This window comes from Sphingobium sp. KKT206 (assembly GCF_055640555.1).
In genome coordinates, this window is sequence record NZ_CM145764.1 from 2,992,740 (window position 1) to 3,010,146 (window position 17,407).

24 protein-coding genes and 3 pseudogenes are annotated in these 17,407 nt (G+C 63.2%); 14 read left to right on the plus strand and 13 right to left on the minus strand.

Annotated features, from left to right (window positions below; genetic code table 11):
* Window positions 1–24 precede the first annotated feature (24 nt).
* Together ACZ2HM_RS14480 and ACZ2HM_RS14485 are read left to right on the plus strand one after the other, a co-directional pair.
* Window positions 25–327, plus strand: coding sequence for a hypothetical protein (locus tag ACZ2HM_RS14480; protein ID WP_069065689.1), 303 nt, complete (start codon window positions 25–27; stop codon window positions 325–327).
* A gap of 100 nt (window positions 328–427) precedes the next feature.
* Window positions 428–880 carry a MarR family winged helix-turn-helix transcriptional regulator gene (locus ACZ2HM_RS14485; RefSeq protein ID WP_470425534.1) on the plus strand — a complete coding sequence of 151 codons (453 nt, stop codon included), beginning with the start codon at window positions 428–430 and terminating at the stop codon, window positions 878–880.
* 664 nt (window positions 881–1,544) lie between these two features.
* On the opposite strand, the pseudogene ACZ2HM_RS14490 reads toward ACZ2HM_RS14485, so the two are convergent.
* From ACZ2HM_RS14490 to ACZ2HM_RS14500, 3 genes and pseudogenes are all read right to left on the minus strand, one after another.
* Window positions 1,545–1,730, minus strand: a pseudogene (locus ACZ2HM_RS14490) (IS3 family transposase); the annotation flags it as partial.
* 16 nt (window positions 1,731–1,746) lie between these two features.
* Complete coding sequence (locus tag ACZ2HM_RS14495) at window positions 1,747–2,805, minus strand: IS110 family RNA-guided transposase (RefSeq protein ID WP_470425396.1); 1,059 nt, start codon at window positions 2,803–2,805, stop codon at window positions 1,747–1,749.
* A gap of 195 nt (window positions 2,806–3,000) precedes the next feature.
* A pseudogene (locus tag ACZ2HM_RS14500) lies at window positions 3,001–3,941 on the minus strand (IS3 family transposase); the annotation flags it as partial.
* 67 nt (window positions 3,942–4,008) lie between these two features.
* Between ACZ2HM_RS14500 and ACZ2HM_RS14505 the strand changes: the two are divergent.
* Window positions 4,009–4,920: an IS110 family transposase gene (locus tag ACZ2HM_RS14505; protein ID WP_470426862.1), complete on the plus strand. Its 912-nt coding sequence runs from the start codon at window positions 4,009–4,011 to the stop codon at window positions 4,918–4,920.
* A gap of 86 nt (window positions 4,921–5,006) precedes the next feature.
* Here the strand turns inward: ACZ2HM_RS14505 and pal are convergent, their stop codons facing one another.
* The 6 genes from pal to ACZ2HM_RS14535 all read right to left on the minus strand — a co-directional run bounded on the left by pal (window position 5,007) and on the right by ACZ2HM_RS14535 (window position 9,748).
* Window positions 5,007–5,519: a peptidoglycan-associated lipoprotein Pal gene (pal, locus tag ACZ2HM_RS14510; protein WP_470425535.1), complete on the minus strand. Its 513-nt coding sequence runs from the start codon at window positions 5,517–5,519 to the stop codon at window positions 5,007–5,009.
* A 119-nt stretch (window positions 5,520–5,638) separates the two neighbouring features.
* Window positions 5,639–6,973, minus strand: a complete 1,335-nt coding sequence (tolB, locus tag ACZ2HM_RS14515) for a Tol-Pal system beta propeller repeat protein TolB (RefSeq protein WP_470425536.1) — start codon at window positions 6,971–6,973, stop codon at window positions 5,639–5,641.
* Window positions 6,970–7,956, minus strand: a complete 987-nt coding sequence (locus ACZ2HM_RS14520; protein ID WP_470425537.1) for a cell envelope biogenesis protein TolA — start codon at window positions 7,954–7,956, stop codon at window positions 6,970–6,972. The genes tolB and ACZ2HM_RS14520 overlap by 4 nt, the downstream gene beginning before the upstream one ends.
* Before the next feature lie 10 nt (window positions 7,957–7,966).
* Complete coding sequence (gene tolR, locus ACZ2HM_RS14525; protein ID WP_069065693.1) at window positions 7,967–8,434, minus strand: protein TolR; 468 nt, start codon at window positions 8,432–8,434, stop codon at window positions 7,967–7,969.
* A gap of 139 nt (window positions 8,435–8,573) precedes the next feature.
* A complete protein-coding gene (tolQ, locus tag ACZ2HM_RS14530; protein WP_333970886.1) occupies window positions 8,574–9,281 on the minus strand; it encodes a protein TolQ in 708 nt (235 codons plus the stop codon).
* Window positions 9,278–9,748, minus strand: coding sequence for a YbgC/FadM family acyl-CoA thioesterase (locus ACZ2HM_RS14535; protein WP_333970885.1), 471 nt, complete (start codon window positions 9,746–9,748; stop codon window positions 9,278–9,280). The genes tolQ and ACZ2HM_RS14535 overlap by 4 nt, the downstream gene beginning before the upstream one ends.
* A 170-nt stretch (window positions 9,749–9,918) precedes the next feature.
* Between ACZ2HM_RS14535 and ACZ2HM_RS14540 the strand changes: the two genes are divergently transcribed.
* Window positions 9,919–10,797 carry a 3-hydroxyacyl-CoA dehydrogenase NAD-binding domain-containing protein gene (locus tag ACZ2HM_RS14540; RefSeq protein WP_470425538.1) on the plus strand — a complete coding sequence of 293 codons (879 nt, stop codon included), beginning with the start codon at window positions 9,919–9,921 and terminating at the stop codon, window positions 10,795–10,797.
* A 197-nt stretch (window positions 10,798–10,994) separates the two neighbouring features.
* Here ACZ2HM_RS14540 and ACZ2HM_RS14545 read toward each other — a convergent pair.
* The 4 genes and pseudogenes from ACZ2HM_RS14545 to pspF form a co-directional block, all read right to left on the minus strand.
* Window positions 10,995–11,138 (minus strand): annotated as a pseudogene (locus tag ACZ2HM_RS14545) (phage shock protein operon transcriptional activator); the annotation flags it as partial.
* Window positions 11,074–11,328, minus strand: a complete 255-nt coding sequence (locus tag ACZ2HM_RS14550) for a BrnA antitoxin family protein (RefSeq protein WP_470425539.1) — start codon at window positions 11,326–11,328, stop codon at window positions 11,074–11,076. The gene ACZ2HM_RS14550 and the pseudogene ACZ2HM_RS14545, both read right to left, overlap by 65 nt.
* On the minus strand, window positions 11,282–11,563 hold the full coding sequence (locus ACZ2HM_RS14555) for a BrnT family toxin (RefSeq protein WP_076605555.1): 282 nt from the start codon (window positions 11,561–11,563) through the stop codon (window positions 11,282–11,284). The genes ACZ2HM_RS14550 and ACZ2HM_RS14555 overlap by 47 nt, the downstream gene beginning before the upstream one ends.
* Window positions 11,564–11,650: 87 nt before the next feature.
* Window positions 11,651–12,673, minus strand: coding sequence for a phage shock protein operon transcriptional activator (gene pspF / locus ACZ2HM_RS14560; RefSeq protein WP_037474268.1), 1,023 nt, complete (start codon window positions 12,671–12,673; stop codon window positions 11,651–11,653).
* 185 nt (window positions 12,674–12,858) lie between these two features.
* On the opposite strand from pspF, the gene ACZ2HM_RS14565 reads away from it, so the two are divergent.
* The 10 genes from ACZ2HM_RS14565 to metW all read left to right on the plus strand — a co-directional run bounded on the left by ACZ2HM_RS14565 (window position 12,859) and on the right by metW (window position 17,401).
* Entirely contained in the window at window positions 12,859–13,035 is a 177-nt protein-coding gene (locus ACZ2HM_RS14565) for a hypothetical protein (RefSeq protein WP_171899233.1), read from the plus strand.
* Window positions 13,036–13,086: 51 nt separating this feature from the next.
* The gene (gene pspA, locus ACZ2HM_RS14570) at window positions 13,087–13,755 is read left to right on the plus strand and encodes a phage shock protein PspA (protein ID WP_096061295.1); all 669 of its coding nucleotides are present in this window, start codon (window positions 13,087–13,089) and stop codon (window positions 13,753–13,755) included.
* 4 nt (window positions 13,756–13,759) lie between these two features.
* The gene (gene pspB / locus ACZ2HM_RS14575) at window positions 13,760–14,026 is read left to right on the plus strand and encodes an envelope stress response membrane protein PspB (protein WP_037474273.1); all 267 of its coding nucleotides are present in this window, start codon (window positions 13,760–13,762) and stop codon (window positions 14,024–14,026) included.
* Window position 14,027: 1 nt separating this feature from the next.
* Window positions 14,028–14,408 (plus strand): envelope stress response membrane protein PspC, encoded by a 381-nt coding sequence (gene pspC / locus ACZ2HM_RS14580; protein WP_037474275.1) that lies wholly within the window; start codon window positions 14,028–14,030, stop codon window positions 14,406–14,408.
* A gap of 30 nt (window positions 14,409–14,438) precedes the next feature.
* The gene (locus ACZ2HM_RS14585; RefSeq protein WP_037474277.1) at window positions 14,439–14,729 is read left to right on the plus strand and encodes a hypothetical protein; all 291 of its coding nucleotides are present in this window, start codon (window positions 14,439–14,441) and stop codon (window positions 14,727–14,729) included.
* Window positions 14,730–14,756: 27 nt separating this feature from the next.
* On the plus strand, window positions 14,757–15,068 hold the full coding sequence (locus tag ACZ2HM_RS14590) for a hypothetical protein (RefSeq protein ID WP_037474280.1): 312 nt from the start codon (window positions 14,757–14,759) through the stop codon (window positions 15,066–15,068).
* A gap of 29 nt (window positions 15,069–15,097) precedes the next feature.
* Entirely contained in the window at window positions 15,098–15,349 is a 252-nt protein-coding gene (locus ACZ2HM_RS14595; RefSeq protein WP_037474283.1) for a hypothetical protein, read from the plus strand.
* Window positions 15,350–15,378: 29 nt separating this feature from the next.
* Window positions 15,379–15,612, plus strand: coding sequence for a hypothetical protein (locus ACZ2HM_RS14600; RefSeq protein WP_313922866.1), 234 nt, complete (start codon window positions 15,379–15,381; stop codon window positions 15,610–15,612).
* A 62-nt stretch (window positions 15,613–15,674) separates the two neighbouring features.
* Window positions 15,675–16,811, plus strand: a complete 1,137-nt coding sequence (metX, locus tag ACZ2HM_RS14605; protein WP_037480293.1) for a homoserine O-acetyltransferase MetX — start codon at window positions 15,675–15,677, stop codon at window positions 16,809–16,811.
* Complete coding sequence (gene metW, locus ACZ2HM_RS14610) at window positions 16,808–17,401, plus strand: methionine biosynthesis protein MetW (RefSeq protein WP_037480289.1); 594 nt, start codon at window positions 16,808–16,810, stop codon at window positions 17,399–17,401. The genes metX and metW overlap by 4 nt, the downstream gene beginning before the upstream one ends.
* Window positions 17,402–17,407 lie beyond the last annotated feature (6 nt).

The window sequence follows — 17,407 nt, forward strand, 5'->3', positions numbered from 1 at the left end:
AAAAAACCTAAAGGAGTGAATAAGATGGCAACTGTCGATGGCGCTTATGATTGCGTGGCCAAGACGCCGATGGGCGACCAGAATGGCGTGTTCACCGTCATCAGCAGCGGGGACCGGTTCAACGGCACCTTTGCCGGGATGATGGGATCGCTGGATGTGGTCGATGGCAAGGTCGCGGGCGACGTGCTGACCTGGAAGATGGAAATGACCATGCCGATGCCGATGACGCTGGAATGCGAAGCGACGGTCAGCGGCGATGCGATCACCGGCACGATGCAGCTGGGTGCGTTCGGGGCTTCGGCCTTTACGGGGACGCGGCGGGCCTGACGGGTTGGGGTTCGGGCTTTGCCCGGACCCCCAAAGCGGACAGCGAGGCGGACATAGGTTGCGACTTGTGTTAAATTGATTAGTTAGCTATCTAACTATTATGGCGGACGCGGAACAGGAATTGGCTTTGCTGCACCTACTGGCCCCGGTCGCGCGCGGCTGGCGGCAGATGGGGGATGCGGCGCTGGCGCAGTTCGGCGTATCGAGCAGCGCCGGATGGTGCCTGGTGTATCTCGATCAGCTTGGGGAGCCGCCGCGACAGGCGGAACTGGCGCTGTTGCTGGATATCAGCCCGCCCTCGCTGGTGCGGACGCTGGACCAGTTGCAGACCGCCGGGTGGATCGAGCGGATTGCCGATACCGATGATAAACGGTCCAATCGGCTGGCGCTGACGGAGGCGGGCAAGGCGCTGGCTGAGAAGATCGCGGCGCGGCTGGCGGAAGTGCGTGCGGGATTGCTCAGCGGACTGCCCGATGGTGCGGTGGAGGTTGGGGTCGAGTTGCTGGGCTTGCTGAGTTTGCGGATGGCGGAGCAGCGGGCTGGGGTGGAGTGACCTCACCGTCTCGCCGGGGTTTTGGGTTGGGAGATGGGTTCCCGCCTCCGCGGGAATGACGGGATTTTACTTCGTCATGCTGAACTTGTTTCAGCATCCATCGTGCCCCGAAAACGGCGGCTCGTGGGGAGAGATGGACCCTGAAACAAGTTCAGGGTGACGACTTTGGATAGGTTGGGTGCCATATGCAATTACCCTGCCCTTGGAGGGTAGGGGCCTAGAGCATGATGACTCTAAGTCGCATCACTCCGTTCGCCCTGAGTAGGGGCTGAGCTTGTCGAAGACCCGTATCGAAGGGTCGGCTGCGCTTTATATCCTTCGATACGCCATTTCGACTTCGCTCAATGGCTACTCAGGACGAACGGTTCTGAGTAAAGTCATCACGCTTGTCTTATGACTTTGTGGTCCGTTCGGGTCAGGATGCGATGTCCGGTCCGGGGTGGCCACCCCGGACCGGACGGAAGGGGACGGATCGCAAAACCGCTGGTCGTGAAGGGACCGGGTTAGAGTAGGATCGCCCCTTTCTTTTTCATCAGGCCCGAACGGATACCGGGGCTTTTAAGGCCCGGATGACAAGCATGGGACAGCGAAAAAGATGAGCAACTCTCTACCACAAACCATCGGCATTGGACTTGTAACGGTTTTGTGCCGGTCACCTATCTCATTATGCCACCTTGGCTTCGAACGCGAGCGGGCTGATGCCGCCTAGATATGAATGGCGGCGACGGGTGTTGTAGAAGCCATTGATGTACTGAAAGATGGCGGCTTCTGCCTGACGCCGCGTCGGCCAGCTCTGCCGCCAGATGAGTTCCGCCTTCAGGGATTTGAAGAAGGTCTCGACGGACGCATTGAGGCTCCTATATTTGTCAAGCGCTGGTCAGAGATGCTTTTGGGCGACATAGGTGGGTAAAGATTTCGCGAACGATGTATCGCTTAAGGCAGCGTATAATCTCCCGGTTGCTCTTTCCCTCCATTTTTCGTTTGCTGACATAGGCAAGTGTCGGCGGATGGTTGCGCATCCGAACGATTGCAACCCGATATAGCGCGGCATTGGCTTGCCGGTTTCCACCACGGTTGAGTCGGAAGCGGTTGGTCTTGCCACTTGATGCGGGGATGGGACACACCCCGCAGAGCTTGGCGAGTGCAGCTTCGGAGCGGATTCGGGTGGGATCATCGCCGACCAGTATAAGCATTTCTGCCGCCGTCATCGTCGCGATCCCGTGCGATGCCAGCAACGTTGGTGCGTTGGCCATGACCAGTTGCTCGAGCGCCTTGTCGTGCGACTGAATTTCTTCGTGTAGAGCCAGCCAGCGTTGTGCCAAGGCCCGCAAGGCGGTTTTGGCCGATGCGATCGTCGAGGTCATTGCGCCGGGCCTGAGTGCAGCAATATATCGGATCAGCGCGATTTTTCCGTTTATCTGATCGAGCGTGTCGCGCAGCGCCGCAGGTGCGTTGATGATCAGGGTTTTCAGGGTCACCATGGCCTGCGACCGGCATTTGACTGCTGTGTCGCGTGCGATTTTGAGATGCCGGATCATCTCGACGGATCCTGTTTGCGTTTTGGGTTGGGCGATCGCCTGTCCGCCCAGCACCGACCGTGCGGCGCCTTCAGCGTCGAGGCTATCGCTTTTGCCATGTTGATAGCGCAACTGTCGATTAGGTCTGGTGACCTCGATGACTTTATGGCCCTGGGCCAGAAGATGGCGAGACAGCCCGGCTCCGTATGATCCAGTCCCCTCGATGCCAAAGGCTGTGATGGTGCCCAACGCACACGCCCAGTCCTCGAGCAATTTATAGCCCTTTGTTGTCGCTGGAGCCGAAAAGGCCGTCAATCGGCTGCCGTTGTTATCGATTGCCACGGCAACATGGATGGATTTATGGGTATCGACACCGATAATGACGCCGCTGATGTTGGTATTGGTCATGTCCTGTCCTTCTCTGAACGGTGCCCGGGCACCGTTCAGAGAAGGACAGGACTGTGAAGGGGCAAACCCGTCAGGCTCCTATCAAGTCACATCTCGCCCGTTGCCAGGGCGACTTGATGGCCGACACGTCAACGCAATGACACGGGGTCAATCGTAGCATGGGTCAGACCATCAAGCCGCAGCAACATAATCACAGTCGTAGCAATTTCCCTTGCCGCTCATTGATGGACGCAGGCCATAGGCCTGCAGCTTTTTCTGATAGTCGTAGGAGCAATATTGGCTACCGCGATCCGAATGGAAAAGGCAGCCCTCGGGAGGCTGGCGCAGGCGCACCGCCATATCCAGCGCCCTGATCGCCAGGTCTTTCTTCATCCTGTCGTTGACTGCCCAGCCTACGACGCGACGGCTATGCAGATCGAGAATGACGGCAAGGTAGAGCCAGCCTTCGGACGTCCAGATATAGGTGATGTCGCCGGCCCATTTACGGTTGGGCGCATCTGCGGCAAAATCGCCGTCCAGCCAGTTCGCTGCGACACCCAGGCGATGGTGGCTGTCAGTCGTAACCTTGTGCTTGCGCGTGCGGACTGGCTTGATCCCGTTGATCTTCATCAGCCGCCCGACCCGGCGCTCGCCAACATCGAGCCCTACCTCCTTCAACTCCATCGTCATGCGAGGACGGCCGTAGCTGCCAAGGCTCAGCCTGTACTGTTCCCGGATATGGGCCAGCACTTTCATATCTGTCCGCTCCCGCCTGCTGATCGGGCGCGAGCGCCAGGAACGATAGCCGCGTTCACTGACATCCATGACACGGCAGAGCAGTTCAACGGGCCACCGGTGCCGCCAGCTATGCACAAATGCGAACTTCACGGCCTTTGGCTCGCGAAGAACTGCGTGGCCTTTTTTAGCACTTCCCTCTCCTCCCGCAGCACACGGTTCTCAAGGCGAAGGCGTTCATTCTCACGCGCCAGATCTGCCTGCGGCGCTGAAACCAGATCACTGGGCCGATACTGCGATACCCACTTGCCCAGCGTCGACTTCCCTATCCCCAAATCCGATGCAACCCGATCGCGCGGCAACCCGCTGGTCAGCGCGATCCGTACCGCCTCTTGCTTGAACTCTTCTGTATGCTTGATCATCTCGTCGGTCTCCTGTTGCGAGCTCTAATCGCTCAGGTGACCGGCGCAAAACCGTTACAAGTCCAGCATCGACATCTCCAAAGCGACGTTGGACTGCTATGTCCATCCCATCGGGATCGAGCGCCAGTTCCCCAACACCACCAAGGGCCACAAGACCCTGATCGCATGGGCCGGGCAATGGGAGGTCGAGCGGATCGCCTATGAGGCTACCGGCATCTACCACCGCGCGCTGGAGGTCGCGCTCGGCCATATGCCCTGCGTCAAGCTCAACCCGGAACGGGCAAGGCGCTTCGCTCAGGCGACAGGCACGCTCGCCAAGACCGATCGCATCGACGCCAGGCTGCTCGCACGGATGGCGGTGACGCTGAAACCCCCGGTCAGGCCCGCCCGAAGCCCGCAGCAGAACCAACTGGCCGAACTCGTCAACGCCCGCGATGGTCTGGTGCGTGATCGCACCGCGCTCAAAAACCGCGAAAAGAACCTCACCGTCACGCTGCTTAAGCGCCAGTGCAGCCAACGGCTCGAACAGATCGCTCGCCACATCGCTGCGCTCGACGCTGAAATCGCGGCCGTCATTGCCGCAGATGAAAAGCTCGTCCGGCGCCACCACATTCTCACCAGCATCGCTGGCCTCGGCACACTCACCGCCAACCAGATCATCGCCACCATGCCCGAACTCGGATCGCTCGATAACAAGCAGGCTGCCTCGCTCGCCGGACTTGCCCCGGTCGCGCGCCAGTCCGGCCAATGGAAAGGCAAAAGCTTCATCCGCGGCGGTAGGGCCAATGTCCGACAGGCTCTCTACATGCCTGCTCTGGTCGCCGCCCGATTCAATCCAAACCTCAAGGCCAAATACCAGCAGCTCATCGCTGCCGGAAAACCCGCCAAAATCGCCATCACAGCCATCATGCGAAAGCTCATCGTCACCGCAAATGCGCTACTCAGGGCAGATCGTCTCTGGACCACAGCATGCGCTTGACCATCACGGATACTCTAGCGTTCCTCCCACAAAAAGGCCCGCCAGTCGGGGGACGGGCGGGCCTCTTTATCAGCGCGTAAGGGCGATCAATATTGGATCGTTACCGTTACCGCGCGGCGATTCTGCGCCCAAGAGGCTTCGTCCGAGCCGAGGGCGGCGGGGCGTTCCTTACCGTAGCTGACGGTGGTGATGCGGCCCGAATCGATGCCGAGCGAAGCGAGATAGTTTTTCGCGGCGTTGGCGCGGCGTTCGCCCAGCGCGATATTATAGTCGCGGGTGCCGCGTTCGTCGGCATGACCCTCGATCGTGACGCGGACGGCGGGGTTCTGCTGGAGCCAGGCGGCCTGGCTCTGGAGCGTTGCCTGATCCTGCGCATCGACATCATATTCGTTGAGCGCGAAGAAGATGCGGTCTGACGCGACCGAGGCGACGAAATCTTCCTGGCTGCCCTTGACCGGGCCGGTCGGCGTCGTCGGGCCGCTGGGCATGGTCGTGTCGGTGCCGCCGGGGGCGGGGGGCAGTTCGGCCGGCGGCTTTTTCGAGCAGGCGGCGAGCGCGATGATGGCGGTGGCCATCAAGAGGGTGCGGGACAATGTCATTGCGTGTCTCCTTGTTTCAGCGCTGCCTGCGCTCGGATCGGGACGCAGGCAGGCTCCGTGAAGTTCGTTACGCTGTCAAGACGAATGGGTTCCGTCATGACAGGCGGGACGGGCGATTATCAGGGCAGCAACGGTCCCCAGGCCGGATCGGAGCCGCTCAAGGGCGTCGGGATACGCCGTTCGTTGACGCCGGTCAGGTCGACTTGCCACACCTGGCTCGCGCCCTGCTTGCCCGGCGTGGTGCGGAAGAATTGGAGGACGCGGCCATTGGGCGACCAGGTCGGCTGTTCATCCTGCCAGCCATTGGTCAGGATGCGCTCATTATCGCCGCTGGGCGTCATCACCGCGATCTTGAAGTCGCCCGCCAATTTGGTGAAAGCGATGAGATCGCCGCGCGGGCTCCATTCGGGCGTCGCATAGCGGCCGCCGCCATGGCTGATGCGGCGTTGGTTCGATCCGTCGGCGTTCATGACATAGAGCTGCTGCCCGCCCGACCGATCGCTTTCGAACACGATCCTGGAGCCGTCCGGCGAATAGCTGCCGCCGACATCGATGCCGGGCGAGGTGGTGAGGCGCACCGGCGTCCCGCCATTGGCGCCGATGCGGTAAATGTCGGTATTGCCCGCCACCGCCATCGAGAAGAGGATGCTACGGCCATCGGGCGACCAGCGCGGCGCGAAGGTCGGGTTGTTGCTTTCCGTCACAAGGCGTTGCTGCCCGGCGCCGATGTCATAGACATAGAGGCGGACCCGGCTGCCGAGATAACTGACATAAAGGATGGATTTATAGTCGGGCGAGAAACGCGGGGTGAGCGCCATCGACTGGCCATTGGTGATGAAGCGATGGTTTGCGCCATCGCTGTCCATGATGGCGAGGCGTTTGACCCGCGCACCCTTGGGACCGCTTTCGGCGATATAGGCGATGCGGCTGTCGAAGAAGGGGCTTTCGCCCGACAGGCGCGCATAGATGGCGTCGGCGCATTTATGCGCGGCGCGCCGCCAGTCGCGCGGCGCGACTACGAAGCCCTGGCGGGTGAGTTCCTGCTTGAGCGCGACATCATAGAGATAGCAGCCGACGGTGATGTCGGATTCGCCGCCGCTGGTGCGGACGAAACCCTGAACCAGCGCCTGATAGGCACCCCATTTGTCGAATTGGGGGAAGGTGACTTCGGCAAAGGGAATGACCGGCAGGCCGCCCGGACCCGATGGGTCGAACAGGCCAGAGCCTTTGAGGTCGGCAGCGATGACTTCGGCGATCTTGCGGCCAAGCTCGGTGGTGGACCCGGCGGGGGTCGCCACCTCCTGCTGCGCGGGCAGCGGTGGGACCGCGACCTTGACATTGCTGTCGATCTCGCCGGTGACGTCGACCGACAATTGGGCCTGAACAGGCAGGGCAGTGAAGGCGAGCAGCGCGGCGGTCGCCAGCTGCAGGCGGCGGAGCAGGGTGGGTTTCATCGGTTCAGCCTCGCGTCAAAGCGGAGTGGCCGGAGCCATTTCCATTGGTCGTAAAATTCGGGTGGCATGTTGCGGAAGGGGGAAGCGAGCTTCACCGCTTGGATCGCGCGTTCGGCATGAAGCTTGGCCTGCGGCCGGTTGCTGGCGGTGACGCCGAGCTGGTCGATCACCTGCGGCGTGCCAATGACCGCGCCGCTCTTGTCGAGCCGCACTTCGAGCAGGGTGACGAGCTTGTCGGCGTCGGCGCCCGATGGCGGACGCCAGTGCGGCTTCAACTGGCGCCGCAATTCGGCGTCGAGCGCCGATTTCTGCGCCGGACCCATGGCGGCGGCGGGTGCGGGGGCAGGGGGACGACGCGGCGCGTCGGCATTGGTGTCGATGCCTTTGAGGAAATCCTTGCCCAGCAGCGAGCCTTTGGGCTTGTCCGCCTTGCCCTGGCCGGAGGCGCGCGCGGGGGCGTCGGCCTTGGGCTTGGCGGTGGATTTGGTTGATGCCTTGGCGGCGGGCTTGGCGTCTGCCTTCGCCTTTGTGTCCGTCTTGGCTTTGGCCGGGCTGGGCTTGGCGGGGGCGGGCTTGGCCTTGGGCGTTGGTTTTTCGGGCGCGGGCTTGGGCTTTGCCTTGGCCACTTCCTTCTTGGCGGGCGCAGGCTTTTTCGGGGCAGGCTGGGGCTTGGCAGGCGCGGGTTTCGCGACCTCCTTGGGTGTCGGCTGGGGCGTCGGTTCTGGCGCGGGGGCCGGTTCAGGCGCAGGCGCAGCGTCTTCGGTCGGTCCCTGCTCCGGCGCGATGCTGGGCGGCGGCGGGGCGGTCGAGATTTGCGGCGCGGTCGATTGCAGCGCGACCTCGTCCACCATCGAGACTTCCATCGGCGGCGTCTTGAGCTTCAACGGGTTGGGGGTCGCCAGGAACCCGGCCGACAACAGCCCGAACAGCAGGACATGCCCCGCCGTCGCGACGCCCAAACCAATCTTTTCCGCGCGCTCCATCCGGCTTGCCCTACGGCCTCTCGCCTGAACCGTCGCTGGCTGCATCGTCGGGCGACGAGACCAGCGACACTTTGTTCAGGCCGGCGCGGTTGAGTTCGGCCATGACGCGCATGACCCGGCCATAATCCAGCCCCTTGTCGGCGCGCAGGAAGATTTGCGGCGCTTCGGGCTTGCCGGCGTTGGCGGCGACGATTTCGGCGAGCCGGTCGGGCAGGTCGATATCCGCGACGGCGTCTTCATCGACATAGGTCGCGCCGTCGCGGTCGATGGAGACGACGGTCGGCTTGGCATCCTGGTCCAGCCCCTTGGCGCGGGTTTCGGGCAGGTTGACCGGCACGCCGGTCACCAGCAGCGGGGCGGTGACCATGAAGATGATCAGCAGCACCAGCATGACGTCGACCAAGGGGGTGACGTTGATGTCGGCCATGGGCGCGCGGCCGCGACCCCGGCGGGCGGAGGGAGGGCCGGACATGGCCATTAGCGGGGGGCTCCGACATTCATACCCGTTCGGGCTGAGCGAAGTCGAAGCCGTTCACTGAGCGAAGCGAAGTGACCTCCCTTCGGTCGGTCGAGCCCTTCGACTTCGCTCAGGGCGAACGGAAGTTGTGCATGGCCGGTCATCGCTGCGCCTCCAACTCGCGGCTCAGGGTCGCGTAGAAGCTGTCGGCGAAGCGGGTGAGGGCGGATTCGAGGCGGTTTATGCCGTGGCTGAAGCGGTTATAGGCGATGACCGCCGGGATGGCCGCGAACAAGCCGATGGCGGTGGCGAACAAGGCCTCGGCAATGCCCGGCGCGACGACCGCGAGCGAGCTATTCTGTTCGGCGGCGATCGCGGTAAAGGCGCGCATGATGCCCCAGACGGTGCCGAACAGGCCGACGAACGGCGCGACCGAACCAACCGTCGCCAATATGTTGAGCCGGTCGGACAGCCGGTCGATTTCGGCGGCGATGGTGCTGGACATGGCGGTGGCGAGCCGGTCGCGCGTGCCGTCGCGATCGACCACCTTCTGCGCGGTCGAGCGCCGCCATTCCGTGACGCCCGCTGCCATCACCTTGGCCGCGGGATGCTCCACCTTGCCACGGGTTTCATAGAAGCGATCGATATCCTCCGCCTTCCAGAAATCCGCCTCGAACTTGCGGCTTTCCTTGGTGGCGCGGCGCAGGCTGACCGAAAAGCCGATGATGATCGCCCAGGTCCAGATGCTGGCCAGCAACAGGCCCAGCATCACCCCCTTCACGACGATGTCGGCCTGAAGGAACAGGGCCAGCGGGGAAATGGTGGCGGCGTCGGCCACCGCGGCGACGTCTGGCAGGTTGAGGGTCATGGGTGGAGGTCTTCCCCTTGGCAAAGGCGGCTGAAAATGTCGGTCCAGGCTTTGGGTTGCCGTTGCGGGCGGCCCTGCGGCGTCAGCCATGCAACGCAAATGCTGGCGTCGGTCAACTGTTCGTCGCTGCGCATGACTGACTGATGAATGGTGCAGGTCGCTGCGCTCACCTGAGCCACGCGGCTGACCACCATCAGGTCGTCATCCAGCCGGGCGGGGCGGCGATAGCGGATCTGCAGGTCGGTGACGGCATAGACGCCGGTGCCGGCTTCATGCGCGGCGCGCTGGTCGATCTGCGCCAGGCGCAGCATGTCGGACCGGGCGCGCTCCATATAACGCAGATAATTGGCGTGATAGACGAGGCCGGACAGGTCGGTATCCTCGAAATAAATGCGCAGCGGGAAATGATGCACGGCCGCGATGAAGCGTCCGGTCGCGGGAGAGGGCATCATTTCGGCAACAATCATGGCGGGCTTTTAACCATGGCGCGCGGCAGAGGCAAAGGCCGAAACGTCCTTCCCCCGCGCAACAGGCGCATTTTGTCGCCTGCGCTTTTTGAGGAGTGGGCTGCTCTGGCCCCCGACGGGGCGGGGCGCTAGGAAGAGGGGGACGAGTTGAGCCAGGGAGAGAGAGCAACATGACGGATATTCGCACGGTAGGCGTGATCGGCGCTGGGCAGATGGGCGCTGGCATCGCGCAGGTGGCGGCGCAGGCGGGCTATGACGTGATCCTGTCGGACATCGACCTGCCCCGCGCGGAAAAGGGGCTGGCGGGGATCGCCAAGCTGTTGGCGCGGGCGGTGGAGAAGGAGAAGATCAGCCAGGCCGATGCCGATGCGGCGCTGGCGCGCATCCGGCCGGTGGGCGAGATCGCGCCGCTGGCCGACGCGCAACTGGTGATCGAGGCGGCGACTGAGCGCGAGGAAGTGAAACGCGCGATCTTTACCAATGTCGGGCCGTTGCTGGCGGCTGATGCGATCTTGGCCACCAATACATCGTCCATTCCGATTACCCGGCTGGCGCAGGCCGCGCCCGATGCGGGGCGGTTTGTCGGCGTGCATTTCTTCAATCCGGTGCCGGTGATGGTGCTGGTCGAGGTTATTCGCGGCCTTGCCACCACGCCCGAAACGGTGGCGGCGGTCGAGGGCTTTGCGGGGCGGATCGGCAAGACGGTGGTGCAGGCGTTCGACGCGCCGGGCTTCGTCGTCAACCGCATCCTGCTGCCGATGCTGAACGAAGCGGTGTTCGTGCTGGGCGAGGGCGTGGGCAGCGTGGTCGATATCGACATGGGCTGCAAGCTGGGGCTCAATCACCCGATGGGGCCGCTGACGCTGCTCGATTTCGTCGGGCTGGATACGGCGCTGGAGATATTGAATGTTTTCCTCAGCACCACGGGCGACCCCAAATATCGCCCCGCGCCGCTGCTGGTGAAATATGTCGAGGCGGGCTGGTATGGCCGCAAGACGGGGCGGGGGTTTTACGATTATTCGGGCGCGGAGCCTGTGCCGACGCGGTGAGAGGGGGTTTTCACCGTCATCCCAGCGGAAGCTGGGATCCATGGGCGCAACCTTAGGGGCGTCGAGACGACGTAGCGGCTCATGGATCCTGACTTTCGTCAGGATGACGGGATGAGGGGTGGGCGAAGATGTGCGCCCTGTTGCACGCCCCCTCCACCACCGCTGCGCGGCGGTCCCCCTCCCCGTGCCGGGGAAGATTAGCCTGCGCTGAGGCGGTGCTTCTTCATGCAGTGGCGCAGTTGGTCGTAGGTGAGGCCGAGGCCCTTGGCGGTGGCGCTAGAGACGCGCCGCCTTTCGCAAGGCCTCGTTGATGCGCGCTTGCCAGCCGGGACCGCCCGCCTTGAAGCTGGCGATCACATCAGGGTCGAGCCGCAGTGACACATGCTGCTTGGTTTGTTCGAGTTTGGGGCGTCCGCGGCGCACCAGCGTCTGGCCCACATAGGCATCCGCGCCATCGGCCCAGTCCTGGGTCAGCTTTGGGGCATCATCGGGATCGATCCAGTTCCCGCCAGTAGATTTCTCGTTCGTCATCATCTGCTATCCTCATCGAAATGACGCGAATGGCGTCACCCCTGGGTGTCCAGACACATATGACCGGCCGTTCATCCAACAGGCCGAGCATGATATAGCGGACCTCGCCATAATCTTTTCGCTCGTCGGTTCGGATCAGGTGGAACCTGTCGAACATCATAACGATGGATTCAAAATCCAGGCCGCGCGCATCGAGAGTTTTTTGTCGCTTGGACGGATCATACTCGATGCGCATGGCATGTTTTCCTCCGACTACGGCGCTGCCACGCGTATTAATGTAGCACAAAAATAGCGAGCCGCAATATTTAATGGAACATCAAAATTACCCGGCGCTCAGGCTATGCTTCTTCATGCAGTGGCGCAGTTGGTCGTAGGTGAGGCCGAGGCCCTTGGCGGTGGCGCGTTGGTTGAAGCGGTAGCGGTCGAGGGCGGCGGTGATGATCGCGGATTCATAGGCGTCGACGGCGGCGCGCAGGTCGCAAATATCGTCGACCGACGCGGCGGCGGCTTGGGCGGTCGGCACGGGCGGGTCGCAGGGGTCGGCGGCGCGGGGCATGAGCGGCTTGGGCTTCCAGGGGGAAGCGAAGGGGTCGAAGGTGATGCGGCTGATCGGGCGGGTCGGCGCGTCCCAGCGATAGACGGCGCGCTCGATGACGTTGCGCAATTCGCGGACATTGCCGGGCCAGGCATAGGCTTCCAGTTCCGCCAGCGTCGCCGCGTCGAAGCCCGGCCATTGCGGCCAGGCCAGCTCGGCGGCCATGCGCCGCCCGAAATGATCGACCAGCACCGGCACATCGCCTTCGCGCGCGCGCAGCGGGGGCAGGGTGATGACTTCGAAGCTCAAACGGTCGAGCAGGTCGGGGCGGAAGCGCCCGGCATCGGCGGCGGCGGGCAGATCGTCATTGGTCGCTGCGACGATGCGGACATCGACGCGCAGCGGCTTTGACGCGCCGATGCGGGTGACTTCGCCATATTCGACCACGCGCAGCAGCCGTTCCTGCGCCGCCATCGACAGGGTGCCGAGTTCATCCAAGAACAGCGTGCCGCCATCGGCTTCCTCGAACCGGCCGGGCCGCGCGCGGTTGGCGCCGGTGAAGGCGCCCTGTTCATGGCCGAACAATTCGGCCTCGATCAGCGTTTCGGGGAGCGCGGCGCAGTTCATGACGATCAAGGGTTCGCCCCAGCGCGGGGAGAGGTGATGCAGCCGCTCGGCGATCAGTTCCTTGCCGGTCCCGCGCTCGCCGATCACCAGCACCGGGCGGTTGAGTTCGGCCGCCCGGCCCGCCAGTTCGACGGCGTCGAGAAAGGCCAATGACTGGCCGACAAAATGGGTCGTTTTCTCCATACCCCAACTTATGGTGAAATTTCCCACCTTGTCGCAAGCGAAATTCCGCACTCGACCGAAATGAATGGACAAAAATGGCGGAAATCCGTGCCTTTCGGCAATTTGGCACGGCCCCTGCAAAGCTATGGGCAATCCGCAAATAATCGCGGAACCACATGAAGGCCAAGGTTCAGGGAGTGTATAAAATGGAAGACAACAGCAACAGCGTTCGCGAAATCGGCCAACTGATGTCGGTCGCCGTCGCCGCCCTGCTGGTAGGATCGACCCTGATCCTGGCAGCCGTCGGCCCGGCCCGCGCCAGCGAAACCCCGATACTCGCCAGCGAAACCCACAATCCGGCAACCCCACGCTATCTGGCATAAGGGTCGCCCGGTCGTTTCAAGAAAATAGCCAAGACCAGGAGTGACGTTAAAATGGGTATTTTTTCCCGCACCCGCGACATCATCGCCGCCAATGTGACCGACCTGCTCGACAAGGCGGAAGATCCGGCGAAGATGATCCGCATGATCATCCTCGAAATGGAGGAAACCCTGGTCGAAGTGCGCGCGTCCGCCGCCCGCACCATCGCCGACCAGAAGGAAATGCGCCGCCACATCGCCAAGCTGACCGCCTTGCAGGACAGCTGGACCGAAAAGGCGCAGCTGGCTTTGTCCAAGGATCGCGAAGACCTGGCCAAGGCGGCGCTCGTTGAACGGCAGAAGGCGACCGACATGGCCGAGCATCTGACCCATGAGATCGAGACGCTGGACGAAGCGCTGCGCGCCGCCGAAGAGGATATCGCCAAGCTGCAGGCCAAGCTGCGCGAAGCCCGCGTGCGCCAGAACAGCCTGGTCACCCGGATGCAGAGCGCGGAAAACCGCCTGCGGGTGCGCGAAGCCTATGCCGGCGAGAAGGTCAACGAGGCGTTTGCGCGTTTCGACCTGCTGGAACGCCGGGTCGACATGGCCGAAGGCCGCGCCGACGCGATGGACCTGGGCAGCGCCCCCAAGACGCTGGAAGAAGAGATTGCCGAGCTGCGCTCCGCCGACAAGGTGGATGCCGACCTCGCCGCGCTCAAGGCCAGCATGAACAAGGGGGACTGATCCGATGGAAGAGATTTTTCTGCCCATCATCGTCTGCGGCATGTTGTTCATCGGCATGCCGTGGCTGATCTTCCACTATGTCACCAAGTGGAAGCAGGCCCCCAAGATCACCGACGAGGATGAGAAGCTGCTGGATGAACTCCACCTTCTCGCCCGTCGGATGGAAGAGCGGCTGCAGACGGTCGAACGGATCGTCGCCGCCGACAACCCCGATTTCCGCCCGCATCGTCCGCAGGAGCCGGGCGAATTCACCTTCGACCGGAGAAACTGACATGACCGCCCGCCGCACCAAATTTTACCTCAACAAGGCCGACGGCAAATGGATGGGCGTCTGCTCCGGCATTGCCGACTATAGCGGGATCGACGTCGTGTGGGTCCGCGTCGGCGCGGTGCTGGTGACGCTGATGGGGGCCTTCCCCTGGACGCTGATCGCCTATTTCGCCGCTGCCTATTTCGCCGACAACAAGCCATCGGGTCTCTATGCCGATCGCGACGACGAGAAATTCTGGCAAGGCGTGCGGACCAATCCGACCCGCTCCACCCGCGACGTCCGGTCCAAGTTCCGCGATATCGATCGCCGCCTCGCGGACATCGAAATCTACTATACCAGCCGCAACACGCGCCTGGCCGATGAAATCGATCGTCTGCGCTAAGCAGCCTGGGGCAAAACAGGGAGACTAATCATGAATGTCGGTGGACCTTTCTTTGTCCTGGCGATCATCGCCATGTCGACGCTGGGCTGGATGTTCACCACCTGGGTCCGTGCCCGCCACGGTTATCCGGTGGAAAATGAATGGACCGGCACCGTTGATCGAACGGACGCCGCCGCTGGTCGAAAAATCGACCTTCTGTCGCGCGAAAACGAAAAGCTGGTGGGCAAGATCAGCCGCCTAGAGGAACGCATCGCCGTGCTGGAGCGGATCGCTACCGATCCCGCCACCCGCACCGCGCGCGAAATCGAGGCGCTGCGCTGAGGCGCAGCTGGCAAGGGAGTAGAGACGATGTTTCCATTTGAAGATTTTGCGCAAGTCGGAATGATCCTGGGCGCGCTCGCTATTGGCGGCTGGATATTCACCACCTGGTTGCGCGTGAAAAATGGCTACCCGCTGGAAAATAGCTGGGGCAAGCCGATCTATCCGCAGAAAAACGAGGAAATGGTCGAGCGCATCAAATTGCTGAGCCAGGAAAATGCCCAGCTGCGCGCCGAAATCGGGTCGATGAAGGACCGGCTGGCCGTGGTCGAGCGGATCGTCACCGACGAAAGCCACCAGCTGACCCGCGAGATCGAGCAACTGCGCGGCGTCGCCAACTGATCCCGGCATAAGAACAGGGAGTTAAGGGAATGGGACCGTTTGAAATGGTCGTCGCCATCGTCGCGATCACCGCCATCGCCAGTGTGATCCGTGCGCGCTACGGCGTGGTCCGGCACGATAAGGGCGAAACGCTGGTCGCACGCGGGCCGGACCCCGACACCGAGAGGCTGCGCGCCGAAGTGAAGGGGCTGAAAGAGCGGGTCGCCGTGCTGGAACGGCTGGCGACCGATGGCTCCACCGCGCTGGAGCGGGAATTCGAAAAGCTGCGGGACCGCGACTAAGCGCGGTTCGCTTCGACAGGGAGGCACATATGCAGGACCCCTATCTTTATCTGGCCATGGCCCTGACCACCCTGGCGGGCGTGGCGATCATCGCGGTGGCGGCCTTGCGCGGCTGGGACGGCTGGCTGGCGCTCAAGCGCGCCGAACTGAACCGCCGCGCCGACGACGCCGCCCCGCCATCGGCGGTCGCGCGGATCGAAGTCGCCGACCTCAAGGAACGCATCCGCAAGCTGGAAGCGATCGCGGCGGGGGTGGATTTGTGAGGGCATGCCACCACCCGCTGGCGATTGACAGGAACAGGTGGCGGTCCTAGCGCGGCGGCATCATGGCCAGCATCATCGCGACTGAAGACAGCCGTTTCGGCCTGCGCCGCCAGGTCCGCCTGACCGGGCCGCTCAACCTGTCGAGCGGGGCGACGCTGGGGCCGGTCGATATCGCCTATGAAACCTATGGGCAGCTCGATGCCGACGGGTCCAACGCCATCCTGATCTGCCATGCGCTGACCGGCGACCAATATGTCGCATCGGAGCATCCCGGCACGGGAAAGCCCGGCTGGTGGTGGCGGATGGTGGGCGAGGGCAAGCCGGTCGATCCCGCGCGCCATTTCATCGTCTGCGCCAATGTCATCGGCAGTTGCATGGGGTCGAGCGGCCCGGCCAGTATCGATCCGGCGACCGGCGACCCTTATGCGATGCGCTTTCCGGTGCTGACCATTGCCGACATGGTGCGGGCGCAGGCGTTGCTGCTCGACCATCTGGGCGTTGCGCGGCTGTCGGCGGTGATCGGCGGGTCGATGGGGGGCATGCAGGCGCTGACCTGGCCGACCCTCTTCCCCGACCGGGTCGAAAGCTGCGTCGTCATTGCGTCGACCGCACGGCACAGCGCACAGAATATCGCCTTTCATGAAGTGGGGCGCCAAGCGATCATGGCCGATCCGCAATGGCGCGGCGGCGATTATTATGCCGACGGGCAGGTACCGAGCGCGGGCCTCGCCGTCGCGCGGATGGCGGCGCATATCACCTATTTGTCCGAAGCCGGGCTGACCGAGAAATTCGGGCGGCGTTTGCAGGGCCGCGACGCCAAGACCTTCGGCTTCGACGCGGATTTCCAGGTGGAAAGCTATTTGCGGCATCAGGGGTTGAGCTTTGTCGATCGGTTCGACGCCAACTCCTATCTCTACATCACCCGCGCCATGGACTATTATGACATTGCCGAGGATCATGGCGGGTCGCTGGCCCATGCCTTTACCGCGAGCAAGGCGCGCTTCTGCCTCGTCAGTTTCGATACCGACTGGCTTTATCCCACCACCGAATCACGGATCATCGTCCATGCGCTGAACGCGAGCGGCGCGCAGGCGAGCTTCGTCGAACTGTCCAGCCCGTTCGGTCATGACGCCTTCCTGCTCGAATGTCCCGAACTCAACCGGGTGGTCGACGGCTTCCTGAAGGGCGGGCGAGCATGAGCGCGGCGTTACGCCCCGACCTGGCGTTGATCGCGCGGACCGTGCGGCAGGGCGCGCGGGTGCTGGACGTGGGCTGTGGCGAGGGCGCGCTGATGGCGGCGCTGCGCGACAATGCCGGGGTCGATGCGCGCGGGCTGGAGATTGATGGATCGAACGTCGCGGCGGCGGTGGCGCGCGGCCTGTCGGTGGTGCAGGGGGATGCGGACACGGACCTGCGTTACTATCCCGACGCCAGTTTCGACTATGCGATATTGAGCCAGACGCTCCAGACGACCCGGCGGCCCGACCTGGTGGTGGAGGAATTGCTGCGCATCGGCGGGCAGGCGTTCGTGTCCTTCCCCAATTTCGCGCATTGGCGCGGGCGGCTGTCGTTGCTGTGGGGCGGGCGGATGCCGGTAACGCGGCTGTTGCCCGACACCTGGTACGACACGCTCAACATCCACCATGTCACCGTCGATGATTTCCGCGCCCTGGTGAAGGAGCGCGGCTGGACCATCGACGGGCAATGGTTTTTGAAGGGCGACCGCGAAACCACCCACGCGAACGCCAATCTGTTCGCGGAACATGCGGTGTTTTTGCTGCGCAAATAGCGCCGG

Bases quoted from the DNA above. Each gene is read 5' to 3' on its own strand.
- ACZ2HM_RS14480 (WP_069065689.1), top strand. From the start codon at position 25: ATGGCAACTGTCGATGGCGCTTATGATTGCGTGGCCAAGACGCCGATG.
- ACZ2HM_RS14485 (WP_470425534.1), top strand. From the start codon at position 428: ATGGCGGACGCGGAACAGGAATTGGCTTTGCTGCACCTACTGGCCCCG.
- ACZ2HM_RS14495 (WP_470425396.1), bottom strand. From the start codon at position 2,805: ATGACCAATACCAACATCAGCGGCGTCATTATCGGTGTCGATACCCAT.
- pal (WP_470425535.1), bottom strand. From the start codon at position 5,519: ATGACATTGTCCCGCACCCTCTTGATGGCCACCGCCATCATCGCGCTC.
- tolB (WP_470425536.1), bottom strand. From the start codon at position 6,973: ATGAAACCCACCCTGCTCCGCCGCCTGCAGCTGGCGACCGCCGCGCTG.
- ACZ2HM_RS14520 (WP_470425537.1), bottom strand. From the start codon at position 7,956: ATGGAGCGCGCGGAAAAGATTGGTTTGGGCGTCGCGACGGCGGGGCAT.
- tolR (WP_069065693.1), bottom strand. From the start codon at position 8,434: ATGGCCATGTCCGGCCCTCCCTCCGCCCGCCGGGGTCGCGGCCGCGCG.
- tolQ (WP_333970886.1), bottom strand. From the start codon at position 9,281: ATGACCCTCAACCTGCCAGACGTCGCCGCGGTGGCCGACGCCGCCACC.
- ACZ2HM_RS14535 (WP_333970885.1), bottom strand. From the start codon at position 9,748: ATGATTGTTGCCGAAATGATGCCCTCTCCCGCGACCGGACGCTTCATC.
- ACZ2HM_RS14540 (WP_470425538.1), top strand. From the start codon at position 9,919: ATGACGGATATTCGCACGGTAGGCGTGATCGGCGCTGGGCAGATGGGC.
- ACZ2HM_RS14550 (WP_470425539.1), bottom strand. From the start codon at position 11,328: ATGACGAACGAGAAATCTACTGGCGGGAACTGGATCGATCCCGATGAT.
- ACZ2HM_RS14555 (WP_076605555.1), bottom strand. From the start codon at position 11,563: ATGCGCATCGAGTATGATCCGTCCAAGCGACAAAAAACTCTCGATGCG.
- pspF (WP_037474268.1), bottom strand. From the start codon at position 12,673: ATGGAGAAAACGACCCATTTTGTCGGCCAGTCATTGGCCTTTCTCGAC.
- ACZ2HM_RS14565 (WP_171899233.1), top strand. From the start codon at position 12,859: ATGGAAGACAACAGCAACAGCGTTCGCGAAATCGGCCAACTGATGTCG.
- pspA (WP_096061295.1), top strand. From the start codon at position 13,087: ATGGGTATTTTTTCCCGCACCCGCGACATCATCGCCGCCAATGTGACC.
- pspB (WP_037474273.1), top strand. From the start codon at position 13,760: ATGGAAGAGATTTTTCTGCCCATCATCGTCTGCGGCATGTTGTTCATC.
- pspC (WP_037474275.1), top strand. From the start codon at position 14,028: ATGACCGCCCGCCGCACCAAATTTTACCTCAACAAGGCCGACGGCAAA.
- ACZ2HM_RS14585 (WP_037474277.1), top strand. From the start codon at position 14,439: ATGAATGTCGGTGGACCTTTCTTTGTCCTGGCGATCATCGCCATGTCG.
- ACZ2HM_RS14590 (WP_037474280.1), top strand. From the start codon at position 14,757: ATGTTTCCATTTGAAGATTTTGCGCAAGTCGGAATGATCCTGGGCGCG.
- ACZ2HM_RS14595 (WP_037474283.1), top strand. From the start codon at position 15,098: ATGGGACCGTTTGAAATGGTCGTCGCCATCGTCGCGATCACCGCCATC.
- ACZ2HM_RS14600 (WP_313922866.1), top strand. From the start codon at position 15,379: ATGCAGGACCCCTATCTTTATCTGGCCATGGCCCTGACCACCCTGGCG.
- metX (WP_037480293.1), top strand. From the start codon at position 15,675: ATGGCCAGCATCATCGCGACTGAAGACAGCCGTTTCGGCCTGCGCCGC.
- metW (WP_037480289.1), top strand. From the start codon at position 16,808: ATGAGCGCGGCGTTACGCCCCGACCTGGCGTTGATCGCGCGGACCGTG.